Origin of the sequence: Mucilaginibacter rubeus (genome assembly GCF_003286415.2) — a bacterium.
GTDB classification, from domain to species: Bacteria; Bacteroidota; Bacteroidia; order Sphingobacteriales; family Sphingobacteriaceae; genus Mucilaginibacter; species Mucilaginibacter rubeus_A.
This window is the reverse complement of the sequence record NZ_CP043450.1, coordinates 5992359-6007515: the sequence shown is the minus strand read 5'-3', so window position 1 is coordinate 6007515 and position 15157 is coordinate 5992359. Positions and strand designations below refer to the sequence as shown.

The window sequence follows — 15157 nt, the reverse complement described above, 5'->3', positions numbered from 1 at the left end:
AACTAAATCACAAGAAATTCATTAATTTCAATCAACTAAGAAGTTAATCATGGATATACCATTTAGTAATTATAAAGGTGGTTTAAAACAGCTTAATACCGATTTTAAGTTTCCTTTTATGCGGGATGTTTTTGATACAATCTTTTCAAAGTTTAATGACTTGCATGATATGTATGAAAAGCTGAAAAAGGAGGGGGTTAATACTATTGTAACTGCAGCTGGTACCGAATTTAATTTTGGAAAGAGAAACAGAAGATTTGCCGGCGGCGGTGATCTTCCTTCAAACCGGTATTTTACTATTTGTTCAGAAGCCGATTTTAACGATTTTGGAACCCTAAGAGACGAAATGTACGCTTATTATAGCGGAGCATCGGGTATTATTCCCGAGATTTTTGATCCGAAGGTAGATGCCTGGCTAACGGATTATCTAATAGCCGAAAAGTTTTTTACAGAAGAAGATGCCAGGTATCCGTATTATTTCTGTACCTGCTTATTGGAAACGGAAACGGACAGCAATAAAAAATTATTGCACGATTATAACGACTTGTCACTGAATACGAAATCAGCTATTACCTACGGTATAAGACAAATTATTGCAGATATCGACAAGATAATAGATTTGAGATTGCCGGATACTCAAGACTGGTTTTTCAAAACCTTTGTAAACCTGGAGTTGGAAAATACAGAGGCCGCAGCAAAAAAGTCGGGCATTCATTATCTGGGGAAGGGAACCGTAAATAGTTTTGAAGAGCTCTTGCCTTCCATTATGAGTTTGGAAATAGGTGGCGGCGATATATTTGGTCAGGCCGTTGGCGCATGGCTTCGAAGCAACGGTGCCAATGGGTTGATATTTCCGAGCGCAAGATCAACCTGTGAAAATAAAGTGTATAACGGAACTGTAACTGATTATAAAGGATGGATATTAGTGTTATATAAAGATGCGCCACCGCCTGAAGAGAAAAATTTATTTGGAAATAAAGCTACCTGGAAGGATAAGGATCACGACCATATAAAAGTAAAACATATTGCCAACGGAGAAGAAAGGGGAAGTATATCTATCCGGGGCGCTAAAGAATGGAGTTTATTGAATTTTGATCTTGAAAAGCAGATTGCGAAAGGGAAGCAAATATCACCGGCGGCCCGAATGACAGGCTCAATAAATTTCGAGATAACACAGGCAGTAAATTATATTTTAGATAACCAGGCAAAAGAAAAGCAACTTTGGTTTCATGATACGGATACAGTAGATTTTATAAGGTGGTGCGAAGAAATCGGCCGTAGTTAAAATCATCTGGCAGCATAAAATAATGACATACTTTAATTAGGTGTTTTTGCTGCAAAGCACTCTCTTCCATAACAGATTATCTCAGGTTTGCATTTTCATTGATCTCTCTAACTACGCCGTCCAGTTTGGCTATGGTTTCCTTTAGATAATGCAATATCTGCCGATTATGATCACTTGTCACCGCGTGTTCTTCAATCAAATCAACCAGGCCAATAATGCTTGACACGGGCCCGCGCAACAGATGGGAGTTTTTATAGGAGATTGCTTTGAGCTGTTCAACTTTTTCTTCCAGATCGCCCTGAAGTTCAACCAGGCGAGTAACATCCTCAACTTCCCTTATAATGGTCAGCGTGCCATTAGCGTGGTTTCTTTGATAAATCATTTGTCTTGAATAAAGCCAAATATACGAGCCATCGATCCGGCGCAGGCGCACAGTCATTTCTATTACATCGCCACTTTTTGATTGAATGGTTTTGTTGATGGTTTGCTGTACTTTTTCGTAATCATCAGGGTGAATGATACTTCGGTAAAATTCATTGCTCAGGTTAACATATTCACTTTCTGAATATCCCAAAAGCTGACGGGTTACTCCGCTCGAAAACAGAACCTTTTGATTGGAAAGGTCATAAGTTTGAAATTCAACGTGTGCTACTTCAAAAAGAGAATGTAAAAATCTGGTCCCGGGTTTCATGACATAAATATACAGCCTGACTTAAATTTTAAGCGCTTTAAGCGTTTGGTTATTAGTCAGATAAAAGCAACAATAATGACCGGGCTTTTACTAAATGTTTATTTATAAAAATGGTATCTTTAATTTCACGCCAAAAAACCTGAATGAGCACAATTTTAAAAAACCGGATAACCTCGATAGATTTTCTCCGTGGTACTATCATGATCATTATGGCCCTTGATCATGTAAGGGATTATTTATACTCCGGTTCGTTTTATTATGATCCGCTTGATCTTACGAAAACGAGCGGCGTATTATTTTTCACGCGGTGGATCACTCATTTTTGCGCGCCGATATTTATGTTGCTCGCTGGAACATCGGCATGCCTCATCGGGCAAAAGAAATCTAAAAAGGAATTATCTATTTTCCTGGTAAAGCGGGGTTTATGGCTCATTTTTCTCGAAATGTTTGTGGTTAACTTCGGCTGGAACTTCAATATTGCGTTCCCCATGTTTTTCTTTATCACCATTTGGGCATTGGGTTTAAGTATGATCATATTGGCTGCGTTGATCCATTTGCCCAAGCAACTGATCCTGGGGATCAGTCTTGTAATTATATTTGGCCATAATCTTTTAGATGGTGTGCATGTTCCCGGAAGTTCCCTGGAGGCCTTTGGTTGGTCGCTGCTGCATGACCAGCAATTTTTTATGTGGCATAAAGAAATTTTACTGGTAGGATATCCCATTGTGCCGCTAATGGCTGTTATGTCGTTAGGCTATTGTTTGGGTGGATGGTATACCACCGGCTATGATGTTGTCAAACGACAAAAAAACTTATTGATTGCAGGCAGTTGCTGCCTGGTTGCGTTCATCGTGCTGCGTTATACCAATGTATACGGCGACCCGGTAAAGTGGACAGCACAAAAAGATGCGTTTTATACCTTCCTGTCGTTCATTAAAGTGAATAAGTATCCGCCATCGTTGCTGTACCTTCTGCTAACGTTAGGATCGGCTTTCCTGTTCCTGTCATTTACTGAAAAGTTAAAGGGCAAGGTTGTGGATGTGGTTTCGGTATATGGCAGGGTGCCAATGTTCTATTATCTTATCCACATTTATATTATACACCTCATAGCAATCATTGCTTCGGCATTAACACCTGGCCAGGACTGGGCAATCTGGTTCCTGAAACAACCTATCTGGTTTACCCGCGATCTGAAAGGCTACGGATTTTCATTGCCGGTAGCTTACCTCACCTGGATTTTAATAGTAGCAGGCCTATATCCTTTATGTAAACGTTATGATACTTACAAGCAGGCCAATAAGGCAAAATGGTGGTTGAGTTATTTGTAAAAGGTTAATAGCTTTTATTGTTGAGGTTTTGACTTGCCGATAAATTAAAGCATATTTATAGCCGTGGTGTTGTGGCTGGTTTGCTATGCCCGGTGCCTAACTTCAATTAACCAATTTATCATATTTGTTTTTTCCTGCTAATGAGTAAAAACGCTACGTACCTTGAAACAAAAGGGCATTATCAAATTCTTGACGGGCTTCGCGGAGTAGCATCGCTTTTTGTGGTGGCTTTCCACATTCTTGAAACTTATTCCGGAGATCGTTTTCATCAAATTATCAACCACGGCTATCTCGCGGTTGATTTCTTTTTTTTACTGTCAGGTTTTGTAGTGGCTTACGCTTATGATGACCGCTGGGGGAAAATGACCCAGTGGGATTTTTACAAGCGCCGCCTTGTCCGTTTGCAGCCCATGGTTATTATGGGGTCTATAATCGGTGCTGTGTTTTTTTATACGCAGGGATGCGCCATGTTTCCGCTTATTAACCAAACGCCCGTTTGGAAAATGCTGCTAATAATGTTAATTGGCTGTACCTTGATACCAATACGGCCTTCATTGGATATCCGTGGTTGGCAGGAAATGCACCCATTGAACGGACCGGCCTGGTCGTTGTTTTTTGAATACGTAGCCAATATACTTTACGCGCTGGTGATCCGTAGATTTTCAAAAACGCTGCTTGCTATTTTTGTGTTTTTATCGGCCTGCTTACTAATTCATTTTACGGTAATGGGGCCGCAGGGCGATGTAATTGGTGGTTGGACAGTAGACAAGCCACAGCTCTATATAGGCTTCACCCGCCTGTTATATCCGTTTTTTGCCGGTATGTTATTGTGCCGCCTGGGCAAGCTTATTCATATTAAAGGAGCTTTTACAGTTTGTAGCATTTTAATTGCCGCTATACTGTGCGTACCAAGGATAGGTGGCCCTGACCACTTATGGATGAACGGTATTTACGAATCAGTTTGTATCATTATCCTTTTCCCTTTGATAGTAGCCATTGGGGCAGGGGGCACTTTAAAAAGCCAAAGCTCAATCAGGGTTTGCAAATTTATAGGCGATCTTTCCTATCCGCTTTATATTACACACTATCCTTTAATATACTTTCATATAGCCTGGGTACAAAATAATAAGGTGCCGATGGCTCCGGGCTTGTTTGCCGGCCTGGGTATTTTTGTAGCGAGCATTGCTATTGCCTATGCCTGTCTTAAACTATATGATGAACCCGTTAGGGAATGGTTAAAGAAACGTGTTTTAATAAAAAAGTAATAGAACTAAATATATAGCGACATACAGGTCGTTATGCTTAATCCCCTCTCTGCGTGAGCGTAAAGAGGGTTTTTTTTACCATTTTTATGCCAAAGGCGAAGAAATGGAGATCCAGCGGAGTGCAGCCTGGGTGAGTCAACTCTACACCTCGATATTAGCTGCTTTAGCGTTTTCTGATATTATGAAATAGCGCTATAAAAAAATAAAGCTTGAAAATGTGGTTTATAAATCTCATCTTTAGGTTATTATAAACCGCTTGAAAAAGATCGTTGCCTTAATATTGCTGAATATTTACCTGCTTAATATTAGCGGGCAGCTTATCCTACATCAATATTTGGTATATAAATCGGATAGATTTTTTAAAGAACAGATCAGCAAAGGTTTATATAATGTCAATGACCTTACCGAAATTACCATTCCGGTTGATTTGCCAGCCATACATGATTGGCAGGCGTTTGAAAATATATCTGGTCATATTACCTTCGGCAGCGCTACGTATAACTATGTAAAAATACGGATGACAAGGAAGGCCCTTCACCTGATGTGCATCCCTAACTACGAAACTACCCGCTTTGCTGATAGCAATGTACTTGATGCCAAAGGGATAAGAGATATTCCTGTTTCGCCGAAAGAACATGTTCCTTTTGGTAAAATAGCCTTGCAGGATAACCTGACATTTTCATTTATACAATTTGAATTTTTTTGCCCGGTAAAGTATTTGCCCCAGATCATTATAAGGCACGGGCAATCACCAATAAGCCACCATCTGGATATTCCTGAGCAACCGCCAAAAGCATCCTGCTAACTTTCCTCGTTTAACTTATTTGCTGGCTGCACGTATGTGTTGTGCCTGATAAATTCTGTTGTCTCAAATTTCTACTAATACAATTTAATGCCACATCTGTCGCGGTTAATTTGCTTTGGCATTTTATCCGCGCGTGTAAATGTATATCCTATGATCAAGAAAAAAATCACCGCCGCGCTCGCGCTGCTATGCGGTTTCACCATAATAGCGTCTTGCCAAAACTCATCAAACGAAGAGATGGCGCAGGTGCTAAAGCAACTATATAAAAGGAATAACATCATCTCCAATCCGTTTAACCCGGAAATGAAATTAGCTTACTGCGATTCGCTGCTTAAGACTAAGCGGCTTGCCAAAAGCCCGGAGGTTTTATTTTCAAAGGCGGCCCTGCTGTTAAAAGCTGGCGAGGAGCAGCAATCGGTAAGCATTTACAGTAATCTTATAGAAAACATCGATTTTATGTCGACTGATGAAATGCTGCCCGAGCAGGCCATAGCTTACATGCGTTTGGGCGAGCGAAGCAATTGTATGCTTAATCATACCGGTTCGTCATGTATATTTCCTATTAAGGACGATGGTGTACACAAGCTCCAGACAGGATCAAGAAAAGCGATTGATGTTTACAAAACACTATTGAAACTTCATCCCGATGATTATGAATCACGATGGCTGGCCAATATAGCGTATATGACCCTGGGCGAATATCCACAGAAAGTACCTAAAAATATCCTGATCCCGAACCTGAACGTCGATTCGGATACCGCCAACCAGGTTAAGCCTTTTGTTGATGTAGCCGCCAGCCTGGGCCTTAACATTCATGGCCGCGCAGGTGGGGTAATTGTTGATGATTTTAACAATGATGGCTATCTGGATATCATGACATCGGGCTGGGACCTGTCAGATCCTATGCATTATTTTCAAAACAACCAGGATGGTACATTCAGCGACCGCACGGAAGCCGCCGGTTTAACCGGTATTACCGGCGGGCTTAACATTCAGCAAACCGATTATAATAACGATGGTAAACTGGATATTTTTGTTTTACGTGGTGCGTGGCTCACCAGGGGCTTCGGCAACCAGCCAAGCTCATTATTACGTAATAATGGCGATGGTACTTTTACCGATGTAACTGCTATAAGCGGTTTATTTATGCTTCACCCTACGCAAACAGCAACCTGGGCCGATTTTAATAATGATGGCTGGCTGGATGTGTTTGTAGGTAATGAAAACTCCGAATCAATGAGTTATGTTGATGAATCAACATGCCAGTTATATATCAATAACCGCAATGGTACATTCACTAATATAACTTCTGCTGCACATTGCGGTATCAAGGCCTATGTAAAAGGGGTAACATCTGCCGATTATGATCATGATGGCTTTGTGGATGTGTTTATTTCTACCATGGATGGGCGTAAATACCTGCTAAAAAACAAAGGCAAAACCGAAGCCGGGGTAGATTTTGAAGATGTAACGGCGAAATCAGGTCTCGATCAAATTAAACAACGCACCTTTACCACCTGGTTTTACGATTACAATAATGATGGCTGGCCCGATGTGATGGTGGCAAACTATAATTTTGAACACACTTTAGGGTATTACAGTGCCGCCGCGGCGCTGGGCAAAGCTATTCCCGAAGCCGGTAATATCTACCTGTACAAGAACAACCATGACGGCACATTTACTAACGTAACTAAAGAAGCCGGATTGGATAAAGTAGTTTACAGTATGGGGGCCAACTTTGGCGATATTGATAACGACGGTTACCTTGATATGTATTTTGGTACGGGCAATCCTGATTTTAAATCGTTGGTGCCTAATAAGTTTTTCAGAAACATTGGCGGCAAGAGGTTTGCTGATATTACCTCGTCATCACGCATGGGGAACTTACAAAAAGGACATGGCGTAGCATTTGCCGATTTGAGAAATGTTGGCCGCCAGGATATTTTTGCTGAAATGGGCGGCGCTTATATCGGCGATTCATACACCAGCTCATTGTATATGAACCCTGGGTTAAGCAACAATAACTGGATCAGCTTAAAACTAACCGGCACAAAAGCCAACAACGCGGCCATAGGGAGCAGCATTAAACTCACTTTTATCGAAAATGGCGTTAAGCGTTCTGTTTATAAAGATGTTAATTCGGGTGGAAGTTTTGGCTCATCGCCTTTGCGGCAGGAAATAGGCATTGGGCAGGCAAAAATGATTGATGAAATTGAAATAAAATGGGCAGGCAGCGGCGCCGTGCAGCACTTTAAAAATGTTGAACCTAACCGGTTCTTAAACATTACGGAAGGTGAGGCGCAATATAAAACCACCCAGCTAACTAAATTGATGTTTCGGGGTAAAAGCATGCCTGTTTGTATGCCTATGCAAATGGCTGCTAAAACAAATTGAGCTGTGTTTTGTAATAGAAAATATTAGCACCAATTTCGGACCGAAATTGTTACATTTATAACAATTAAATTAATCTTAAACCATGAGAAAACTCTTATTACTTTGCTGCATGTTCATTGGATTGGCGGCAGCAGTTAACGCGCAAACCAAGCCAGGTGAAAAACCGGTTGAAAAATCAAAAGAGCTGCAAAAAGCATTGAAGCTCAATGATAAGCAAACCGAAAAGATTGCTGCTATATACCAGGAGTCATCTGATAAATTTGAAAAGATCAAAGCGGCAGACAAGGGGGATAACACTAAAATGATGGTTGATATTAAGCCTTTGAGGGCAACTACCATTTCAAAAATCAAAGCTGTTTTAACAAAACAACAAGCTGTAAAATATGATAAGCTTTTAAAAGGCGCAAAAGCAACCGGCGGCAGTGGCTGGGGCGATGGCTGGAGCGCCACAAGCGGCCAGTAAGCTGTTGGAGCAATAAAAAGACGAGGGCCTGTTTCGGAAGAAACAGGCCCTCGTCTTTTTAGGGATATTAAATTTATTTCAACAATTGTAAAGCTTTGTCTTTGGCGGCGTCAATGCCATTTAAAACGTCTTTGATGGTTGGTTTTACGGTGATATCGGGATTAATGCCAACACCAACAAATTCTTTCCCATCGGGATAGGTATCATGTTTGCCGCAAACCCTTGCCTGCCCGCCACCCGGCAAGTTAAATGACACCGGTTGCCCTGTACTGCCACCCGTAGGCATGCCTATTAGCTTACCTCGCTTCATATAGTCAAATGCTACGGTAAAATCTTCGGCTGCTGAAAACGTGCGGGGGCCTATCAATACCATTACCGGTTTATCATAAAATATTTTTCCGTTGGCATTCCAGGTACCAAAGCCGTTGTCAATCCATGATGGTTCCGCTCCCGGCATCGATATTAGTGATATGTTTTTTGACGCGGAACTTTTGAAAGGCTTATCGGTTAGCTTACTGATAATATCATATCCTATGCCGCTGCTGCCTCCGCCATTATACCTTACATCGATAATCAAACCTTTAGTTTTGGATATCTCTGCGGTATAAAGTGAATCAAACTGTTTGCCGATACTACCATCTTCAAAATTATTAATGGTGAGGTAGCCAATGCTGTTGATGGTTTTATAATCCAGTGTTTTTAGGCCCTTTACATCATGGTAACCCGTACGGGCTATGGTTTTGCTGATGATCTTGCCTTTAGCCGTTTTAAACTCAATATTGATAGGGTTATCTTTAGCGCCGGCTAACAGGGCATAACTAAATTCACGCACCTGCATATCCTGCGGGGTTGAACTGCTTTGATATGGTTTTATATTTTTCTCGGCGTAGTCTATTACCGGTTCTCCATCTATTTTTAATATTTCCAATCCGGGTTGTATGTCTGTTTTGAAAAGACTGTCGCTAAAAACCTGGGTTACAAATACCCGGCCTTCAACTAATTCGGTACGGAAGGGTGGGCGGGAATAAAACTGGCCGGTTAAAGCGTTCGGAACATATACGTTGGTATGCCCGTCTTTTAATTGCGCATAAAAAGAGATCAACACTTTATAGTATTCGGCAGTGGTTTTGGTAGCGGTTACTTTAGGGATATAATCAATGTATGTTTGGTTCCAGTCGATACCTGCATGATCAAAATTTACAAAGTTATACTTGGCTTGTGACCACAGGAGCGATAGGCCCGCGACCTTTTCCGCATCGGTCAGATTATCTTTATAAGCTGTTTTAAAAGCCTCGTTTTGCCAGAATGACGATTGCTTTTTCATTTTCTCCACAATAGCCAGGTACCCCGGCTCCTGGCGGATTGGGTTCAATAAAGGAAAGTCGCCTATATAACTGGCGGCGCGACTTGAGCCTCCCTCGGCAAACCTTTTCTCGAGCATCATTATCGCCGAATCTTTTTTACCGGCTACCGTATATGACTGGGCCATATCCAGGTAAACGTCATAAGCACGGGCTTTTAAGTAGAAATTGCCATTGGCCAGCTCCTTTATCGGCAGACTGTCCAGAAATACAAGCGTATGCTTTAAAATGCGGATGCTTCGGTCGAGTTCGGCGGGTGTAGGATCTTTTTTTTCCCAGAGGTCATTGGCATCTGAGCGGTCTTGCTGGGCTTTGTCGTAGGCCTGCGAAGATGATAAATGCTGTTGGGCTACAGCGTTAAATGTGAAAGTAGAAGCCAATACGGCGACCAGCAGTAATTTGTGAATTTTCATAGTTGTTTGGTTTAGGAGGTGGATAGTTGTTTTAGCTTACATTAATTGAATGAATTTTTAAGATTGATGTATTTGCGCAGGTCTTTTGAATTGAGGCCTTTCTGTTTCATGGAGCTCACATACTCCGGGGTAACGTCCGACGTTTTAAGCAGGATTAGATCCTTTACCGGCACATTCTTAAACCCGAGGTCATTAAATCCTTTGATAAAGCTGGGTGTAATATTTTCGTGCTTCATGCTGATGATGTCGGCCAGTTCGATATCGTTATAACCCAGGCTTTGAAAGCTCTTAATATAATCAGCCGTGATACCCCGCATTTTGATAAGAACCAGTTCTGAGGCTTTAATATCCTTGTAGCCCATGTTTTGATAACTTTTAATGAACTCAGGAGTGATATTGTAATATTTAAAGCTTGATAGATATTCTGCCGGGATATCATTGAAGCCAATGGCTCTGTATTGCTTTATGAAATCTACAGTAACGTTTTGACCGCGCAGGCCTATCGTATTTGCGAACGAAAGATTGCTATAGCCCATTGTTTTAAGGCTATCAATAAACTGAAGCGTTATATTGAATGCTTTAAAGGAATGAAGTTGCGAACCTGTAAGGTTATACCCGGCGCTTATTAAACCTCGAATGTATGCGCTGTCAACCTTAGCGTTCCTTGCCGATAAAAGCTCATCGGCCGGAGGAAGTAAACTGGTTGTATCGCCCTGTTTTCGTCCCGCTTTACGGGCGCTTGCAATGCTGCGAATGTAATCGGGTGTTATTTTTTGTAGTTTAAAGCTTGTTAATTGCTCTATGGTTAGGTTCGGGTATCCGGCATTACGCATTTCAGATACAAATGAGCTGTCCAGTTTATTTATTTTGATGCGGGTGAGATCGCTTAGCGTGATGTCCTTGTATTGCGCCCGCCAAAACCTCATATCATTTTCATCGCCGCCAAAATATCGTATCGCGGTTAAATCATGAACTTTTGTGGCGGTATAGCCATACTTTTGAAGTTTTTCAAGGTAATCTTTCTGTACGTCGGTTAATAACAGGTCAAGGAGCTCATGGATTTCTATTTGTTCGATTCCTTCTTTTTGTAGTAGGTCTACATAAGCTTTATTGGGCTTAAGTTTAAAGCGGCCAAGACCTTCATCTCCGTCAAATTTACCGTTGAACAGAATGGTGCCCGCATCACGGGTTAGCGTAAAATCACCTTTTTGTTTTCGGGGCATCGACGAAAGGTCTTTCATAGGAACATTAAATGAATTATAGTTCCAGTTGTGGCCTTTGGTAGTGACTTTGAAATCCATATTCATATTGTCACCATCGCGGGCCGCAAACCAATAACCTTCCACTTCGGCATCAAAGTTTTTATATGCTGATGCATTATTGGCCGCTGGTTTGATGAAAGATGCCGAACTGTTAGTTGACTGGGCGCTGTTAGCAGGCTGATTAAGCGCGCAAATAAATAGGCAAAACAGCGGGATCAAGGTGAAATACTTCCATAAAATATGCAGGTTTGATCGTTTGGCGTTCATCATGGCAATACGTTTTTTCAGAAGCGATTGATTGTAATTGGTAGCTATCCGCAGGGAAAACTCAGGTGCGGATACTTTAAGCAAACTCAGCTGATAAGCAGCCCTGTCCGTATCCGCATGGTTTAAAACGGCCGTGTCTGTAAGGTATTCGAGGTTGTTCTCAATTTCCTTGCGGTACAACCAGGCAAGCGGGTTAAACCATTGAAATATAATGCAAAGCTCGGCCAGCATGATATCCAGGCTATGCAGCTGCTTGGCATGAACTTTTTCATGCAGCAGGATCTGGCTGTAGGTATCCCAATCGTACGCGGCCGGATTGATGAAGATATAATTGAAAAAGGAACAAGGCACCTTATTACCGTTGAGTTCGACAATGCGATACCGTCCGTCAGTAATAAATGGATTGGTAAATGCCTGGTATAAGGTACTGCCAATCTGTACCAAAAGATTTAAGCTGAATATAGCTACGCCTGCCCAGTAAAGTATCAACAGCCATTTGATAACTTGTGCTGCCGATAAGGTAAATGAGGGCGTGGGTTTAGCGGTGATGGTTTGTGCGGGTTTAGGTTGTTCGGGAGTTAAGGTCGTTTTCAGTGTTGGGCCGTCTTCTAACCCGACTTCAGATATTGGAGGTTCTTGTACTTGCTGTATCACAACAGGCTGGCTAATGGGCTTTTCGGCGTTTTGTGCCGACCATTGAGCAGGCGGGTGTATAAGTGGGATCAGAAAGCAGAATCCTAAACAACATAGCAGCGTGTACCTATTTAAACGGTAAAACGTTTCGCGTTGCAGCAATAGTTTGTAAAACAATAAACAAACCGCCAGCAGCAGGGCTACATACAGCAGATAGGGTATCATTTTTTGTTGGATTTGATGATGGTTATAATATCATTCAGTTCATCTTCGGTGATCTTTTCTTCTTTGGCGAAAAAAGCCAGCATCCGTGGATAGGAATTATCAAAATACTGGCTCACGATGTCTTTCATGGCATGTTTCTGATATTCCTCTTTTGATATGGCCGGGTAATACTGGTAAATATTACCAATGGTATCATGGGCAAGAAATCCTTTTTCCTCAAGGATCTTGACCATGGTTGCCACCGAGTTGTAATGAGGTTTAGGTTCGGGAAGTTCCTGTATAATGTCTTTGATCACTGCTTTTTCCAGGGTCCATACGGCCTGCATGATCTGCTCTTCGCGTTTGGCTAATTTTTGCATTGGTTATGAGGTATAAACAAACTTAATACTAATAAATTAGTATTGCAACTAATTTATTAGTATTTGTACTAATTTGTTAGGAGTTGTGGTTTAAAACATTGGAAAGTATAGAAGTTTTTGCCCTTTTATGGTTAATATTTTATCTTCATTGCCAACTTAAATACTATCATGAATAAAATTTTAATAGCAAGGTTCTCTCTTGTTGCATTGCTTTCGATACTTACAGCCACGCAGTTACTTGCCAAAATGAGGGACGGAGTAACAAGAAATATCAACATAGCCGGTTTGGTTGTTGATTCAAAAACGCTGCAGCCAATTGAAGCCGCCGCCATCTATGGAGCCGATGAACAGCTGCTGGGCAAAACAGATGCGAATGGTTACTATAAGGTTACGCTTAATTTCCCGGCCGATGGCGAGATGAAATTTAAATTGAAGATCTCAAAGAAGGGTTATAATAATATCATACAAAGCGAACACTGGGGAAATTTATCGAACGGTGCAAAAGCTCTAATGTATTTTGGACTGGATAAAACAGGCGCTTCAGGATCAGATTCTTTTTCAAAGCTGATAAACAATTTAGTTACCGATCTGGGCTATAGCAATGTGCTGAAGAATTTTGATTCGGTTAAAGCGGGAAAAACGTTTGCCGATAAACTAACTGAAGCAAAATCAGGTAACCAGGATGTATTGATCAGGATTGATGATAAGCTTTATATTGTTGATAAAACGGGATGGATAGCAATTTCATCGGCTAAGGATTCGATATTGATCAACAATAAACAGTTGGTAATAGCTGATCAACTAAACAGCGCCATCAAAAGGAAAGACATTAAGTCGATGACGCCGCTTAATCTTAAAAATACAAAGTTTGCTATTTATACTAAGTAGGTTGTATCAGGACATTTAACAAAACAGCCTCCGGTCATTAACCGAAGGCTGTTTTGTTTTAAAATGCCTCATTCAAGCCCAAAAAGAACCCTTTTGAACCATACCTGCCAAAGGCATAATCAAGGCAAAGGTTAGTACGGGTAGCTTTGTTAAATAATACCCGCAAACCGCCGCCATAGCCCGGCTGCCACACCTGAAATATTTTAGTGCCCGACTCATCATTGGTGGTTTGCAGGTTGGCAAATGCCACGCCGCTTATAAACTTGTTCCGCAGTATCGGGAAACGGTATTCCACTTCTGAGTAGTTGTATTGCGTGCCTTTAAAGTATTGTACAACATAGCCCCGGCCACTCCTGAAACTTGGATCTTTACCTGTACCAGGCAACTCCAGATAAGGGATATTGCCACTAATGAGGTATGAGCCCCAGTTCCAGAAAGCTACAACATGCTCAGGGTTTGTTTCTGACAGGCTGAAATACTTCCTGAAATCGGTAGTAAATTGTACCGCGTTTTTTGAGCTACCCATCCAGCTTTGGTTAACGCGGAAGCCCGCATCTACATAAATGCCACGATATGCCCGGTTTTGATTATCACGGGTGGTGTATTGCAGGTTAAAAAGCAGGCCGTTTGCAGCGTAGTGATCGCGGGCAAAGCCATGCCGGTCGCTGTAAATGTTGTAGGGTGTAAAATCGGTGGTTGATTTGGTATCCTCAATTTTTCGCCTGATATCAAAAGACGCGCCTGCACCCAGGAACAGCCCCTTGTCAATTTCTTTATATACCTTTTCCCTGATATTGTAGTATTGCGAATGCAGGGCCCGGCCTTTACGCTCGGGATTGGCCAGCACCTGATCGGCTTCGCTGCCGCTTGATGCCTGGCCAATTCCCAAACCATAATCGGGCGATACCGTTTTGGCTGCAACCAAATTGCCCTGAAAATTCCATTTATTACCCGGTGTATATATGTTGTGATTGATATAAAAGTAAATGATCCCTTTGGTGGTAATAGAGGCTGAAGTAGCCGCTACTGATAGCAAGGTATTGGGATCGGTCCCTAATTTTTTACCGGCCACAGCTTTAATGCCAATTTGCGACCCGATAGTAGGGTTAGATGCTACATTGGGAATAATAGTAATGCCCGATGATTTTTTATTTGGCGCGTCTGCCGGTCGGCCGGGATGCAGTATGTTGCGCACAAGGTCGCCAAAGTCATATTGTTTGTATAAGGTATCGGTAGGTTTTGCCGGCTGTACCTCCTTTTCTTTAATGCGGAGAGAATCGGCCTTAACCGAATCGGCAGGTACCTGTACCTGGGCAATACCATGTGCCGCCATACCTGTAAATAGTATCAATAAAGCTGTCTTTAAAAGCAGGATAGAAATTTTATGTAGTGGTTTGTGATGCACGCTAACTTGTATAAATATTTAAAGTTCAATTTATTAACTGTTAATTGTGATGGGTGTTAGCTCAATTTAAACCCTCAAACAGTCATAATGTTTGAAACTTAAATTTCCGGGCG

The 15157-nt window shown here is 41.7% G+C and carries 12 protein-coding genes; 7 read left to right on the top strand and 5 right to left on the bottom strand.

From position 1 onward, the window contains the following. The first annotated feature begins 49 nt into the window (after positions 1–49). Entirely contained in the window at positions 50–1285 is a 1236-nt protein-coding gene (locus DEO27_RS23995) for a hypothetical protein (protein WP_112574872.1), read from the top strand. Positions 1286–1361: 76 nt separating this feature from the next. On the opposite strand, the gene DEO27_RS23990 is transcribed toward DEO27_RS23995, so the two are convergent. Then, the gene (locus DEO27_RS23990) at positions 1362–1976 is read right to left on the bottom strand and encodes a PAS domain-containing protein (protein WP_112574871.1); all 615 of its coding nucleotides are present in this window, start codon (positions 1974–1976) and stop codon (positions 1362–1364) included. A 143-nt stretch (positions 1977–2119) separates the two neighbouring features. Between DEO27_RS23990 and DEO27_RS23985 the strand changes: the two genes are divergently transcribed. From DEO27_RS23985 to DEO27_RS23965, 5 genes are all read left to right on the top strand, one after another. After that, positions 2120–3304, top strand: coding sequence for a DUF1624 domain-containing protein (locus DEO27_RS23985; protein WP_112574870.1), 1185 nt, complete (start codon positions 2120–2122; stop codon positions 3302–3304). A gap of 140 nt (positions 3305–3444) precedes the next feature. After that, positions 3445–4569, top strand: coding sequence for an acyltransferase family protein (locus tag DEO27_RS23980; protein ID WP_112574869.1), 1125 nt, complete (start codon positions 3445–3447; stop codon positions 4567–4569). 256 nt (positions 4570–4825) lie between these two features. Then, on the top strand, positions 4826–5374 hold the full coding sequence (locus DEO27_RS23975; protein WP_112574868.1) for a hypothetical protein: 549 nt from the start codon (positions 4826–4828) through the stop codon (positions 5372–5374). Between the two features lie 150 nt (positions 5375–5524). Then, positions 5525–7768: a CRTAC1 family protein gene (locus tag DEO27_RS23970; RefSeq protein WP_190295217.1), complete on the top strand. Its 2244-nt coding sequence runs from the start codon at positions 5525–5527 to the stop codon at positions 7766–7768. Positions 7769–7850: 82 nt separating this feature from the next. Beyond that, complete coding sequence (locus tag DEO27_RS23965; protein ID WP_146750112.1) at positions 7851–8231, top strand: hypothetical protein; 381 nt, start codon at positions 7851–7853, stop codon at positions 8229–8231. 73 nt (positions 8232–8304) lie between these two features. Here DEO27_RS23965 and DEO27_RS23960 read toward each other — a convergent pair whose 3' ends face one another. From DEO27_RS23960 to DEO27_RS23950, 3 genes are read right to left on the bottom strand one after another with little or no spacing between them, the layout of a single operon-like run. Then, on the bottom strand, positions 8305–10005 hold the full coding sequence (locus DEO27_RS23960) for a S41 family peptidase (protein ID WP_112574410.1): 1701 nt from the start codon (positions 10003–10005) through the stop codon (positions 8305–8307). A 41-nt stretch (positions 10006–10046) separates the two neighbouring features. Next, positions 10047–12392: a M56 family metallopeptidase gene (locus tag DEO27_RS23955; protein WP_112574411.1), complete on the bottom strand. Its 2346-nt coding sequence runs from the start codon at positions 12390–12392 to the stop codon at positions 10047–10049. Beyond that, complete coding sequence (locus tag DEO27_RS23950; protein ID WP_112574412.1) at positions 12389–12751, bottom strand: BlaI/MecI/CopY family transcriptional regulator; 363 nt, start codon at positions 12749–12751, stop codon at positions 12389–12391. The genes DEO27_RS23955 and DEO27_RS23950 overlap by 4 nt, the downstream gene beginning before the upstream one ends. 168 nt (positions 12752–12919) lie before the next feature. On the opposite strand from DEO27_RS23950, the gene DEO27_RS23945 reads away from it, so the two are divergent. Next, positions 12920–13639 carry a hypothetical protein gene (locus DEO27_RS23945; RefSeq protein ID WP_112574413.1) on the top strand — a complete coding sequence of 240 codons (720 nt, stop codon included), beginning with the start codon at positions 12920–12922 and terminating at the stop codon, positions 13637–13639. A 58-nt stretch (positions 13640–13697) separates the two neighbouring features. On the opposite strand, the gene DEO27_RS23940 is transcribed toward DEO27_RS23945, so the two are convergent. Beyond that, entirely contained in the window at positions 13698–14990 is a 1293-nt protein-coding gene (locus DEO27_RS23940) for a BamA/TamA family outer membrane protein (protein ID WP_223818038.1), read from the bottom strand. Positions 14991–15157 lie beyond the last annotated feature (167 nt).

Bases quoted from the DNA above. Each gene is read 5' to 3' on its own strand.
- DEO27_RS23960 (WP_112574410.1), bottom strand. From the start codon at position 10,005: ATGAAAATTCACAAATTACTGCTGGTCGCCGTATTGGCTTCTACTTTC.
- DEO27_RS23955 (WP_112574411.1), bottom strand. From the start codon at position 12,392: ATGATACCCTATCTGCTGTATGTAGCCCTGCTGCTGGCGGTTTGTTTA.
- DEO27_RS23980 (WP_112574869.1), top strand. From the start codon at position 3,445: ATGAGTAAAAACGCTACGTACCTTGAAACAAAAGGGCATTATCAAATT.
- DEO27_RS23990 (WP_112574871.1), bottom strand. From the start codon at position 1,976: ATGAAACCCGGGACCAGATTTTTACATTCTCTTTTTGAAGTAGCACAC.
- DEO27_RS23950 (WP_112574412.1), bottom strand. From the start codon at position 12,751: ATGCAAAAATTAGCCAAACGCGAAGAGCAGATCATGCAGGCCGTATGG.
- DEO27_RS23985 (WP_112574870.1), top strand. From the start codon at position 2,120: ATGAGCACAATTTTAAAAAACCGGATAACCTCGATAGATTTTCTCCGT.
- DEO27_RS23970 (WP_190295217.1), top strand. From the start codon at position 5,525: ATGATCAAGAAAAAAATCACCGCCGCGCTCGCGCTGCTATGCGGTTTC.
- DEO27_RS23995 (WP_112574872.1), top strand. From the start codon at position 50: ATGGATATACCATTTAGTAATTATAAAGGTGGTTTAAAACAGCTTAAT.
- DEO27_RS23965 (WP_146750112.1), top strand. From the start codon at position 7,851: ATGAGAAAACTCTTATTACTTTGCTGCATGTTCATTGGATTGGCGGCA.
- DEO27_RS23945 (WP_112574413.1), top strand. From the start codon at position 12,920: ATGAATAAAATTTTAATAGCAAGGTTCTCTCTTGTTGCATTGCTTTCG.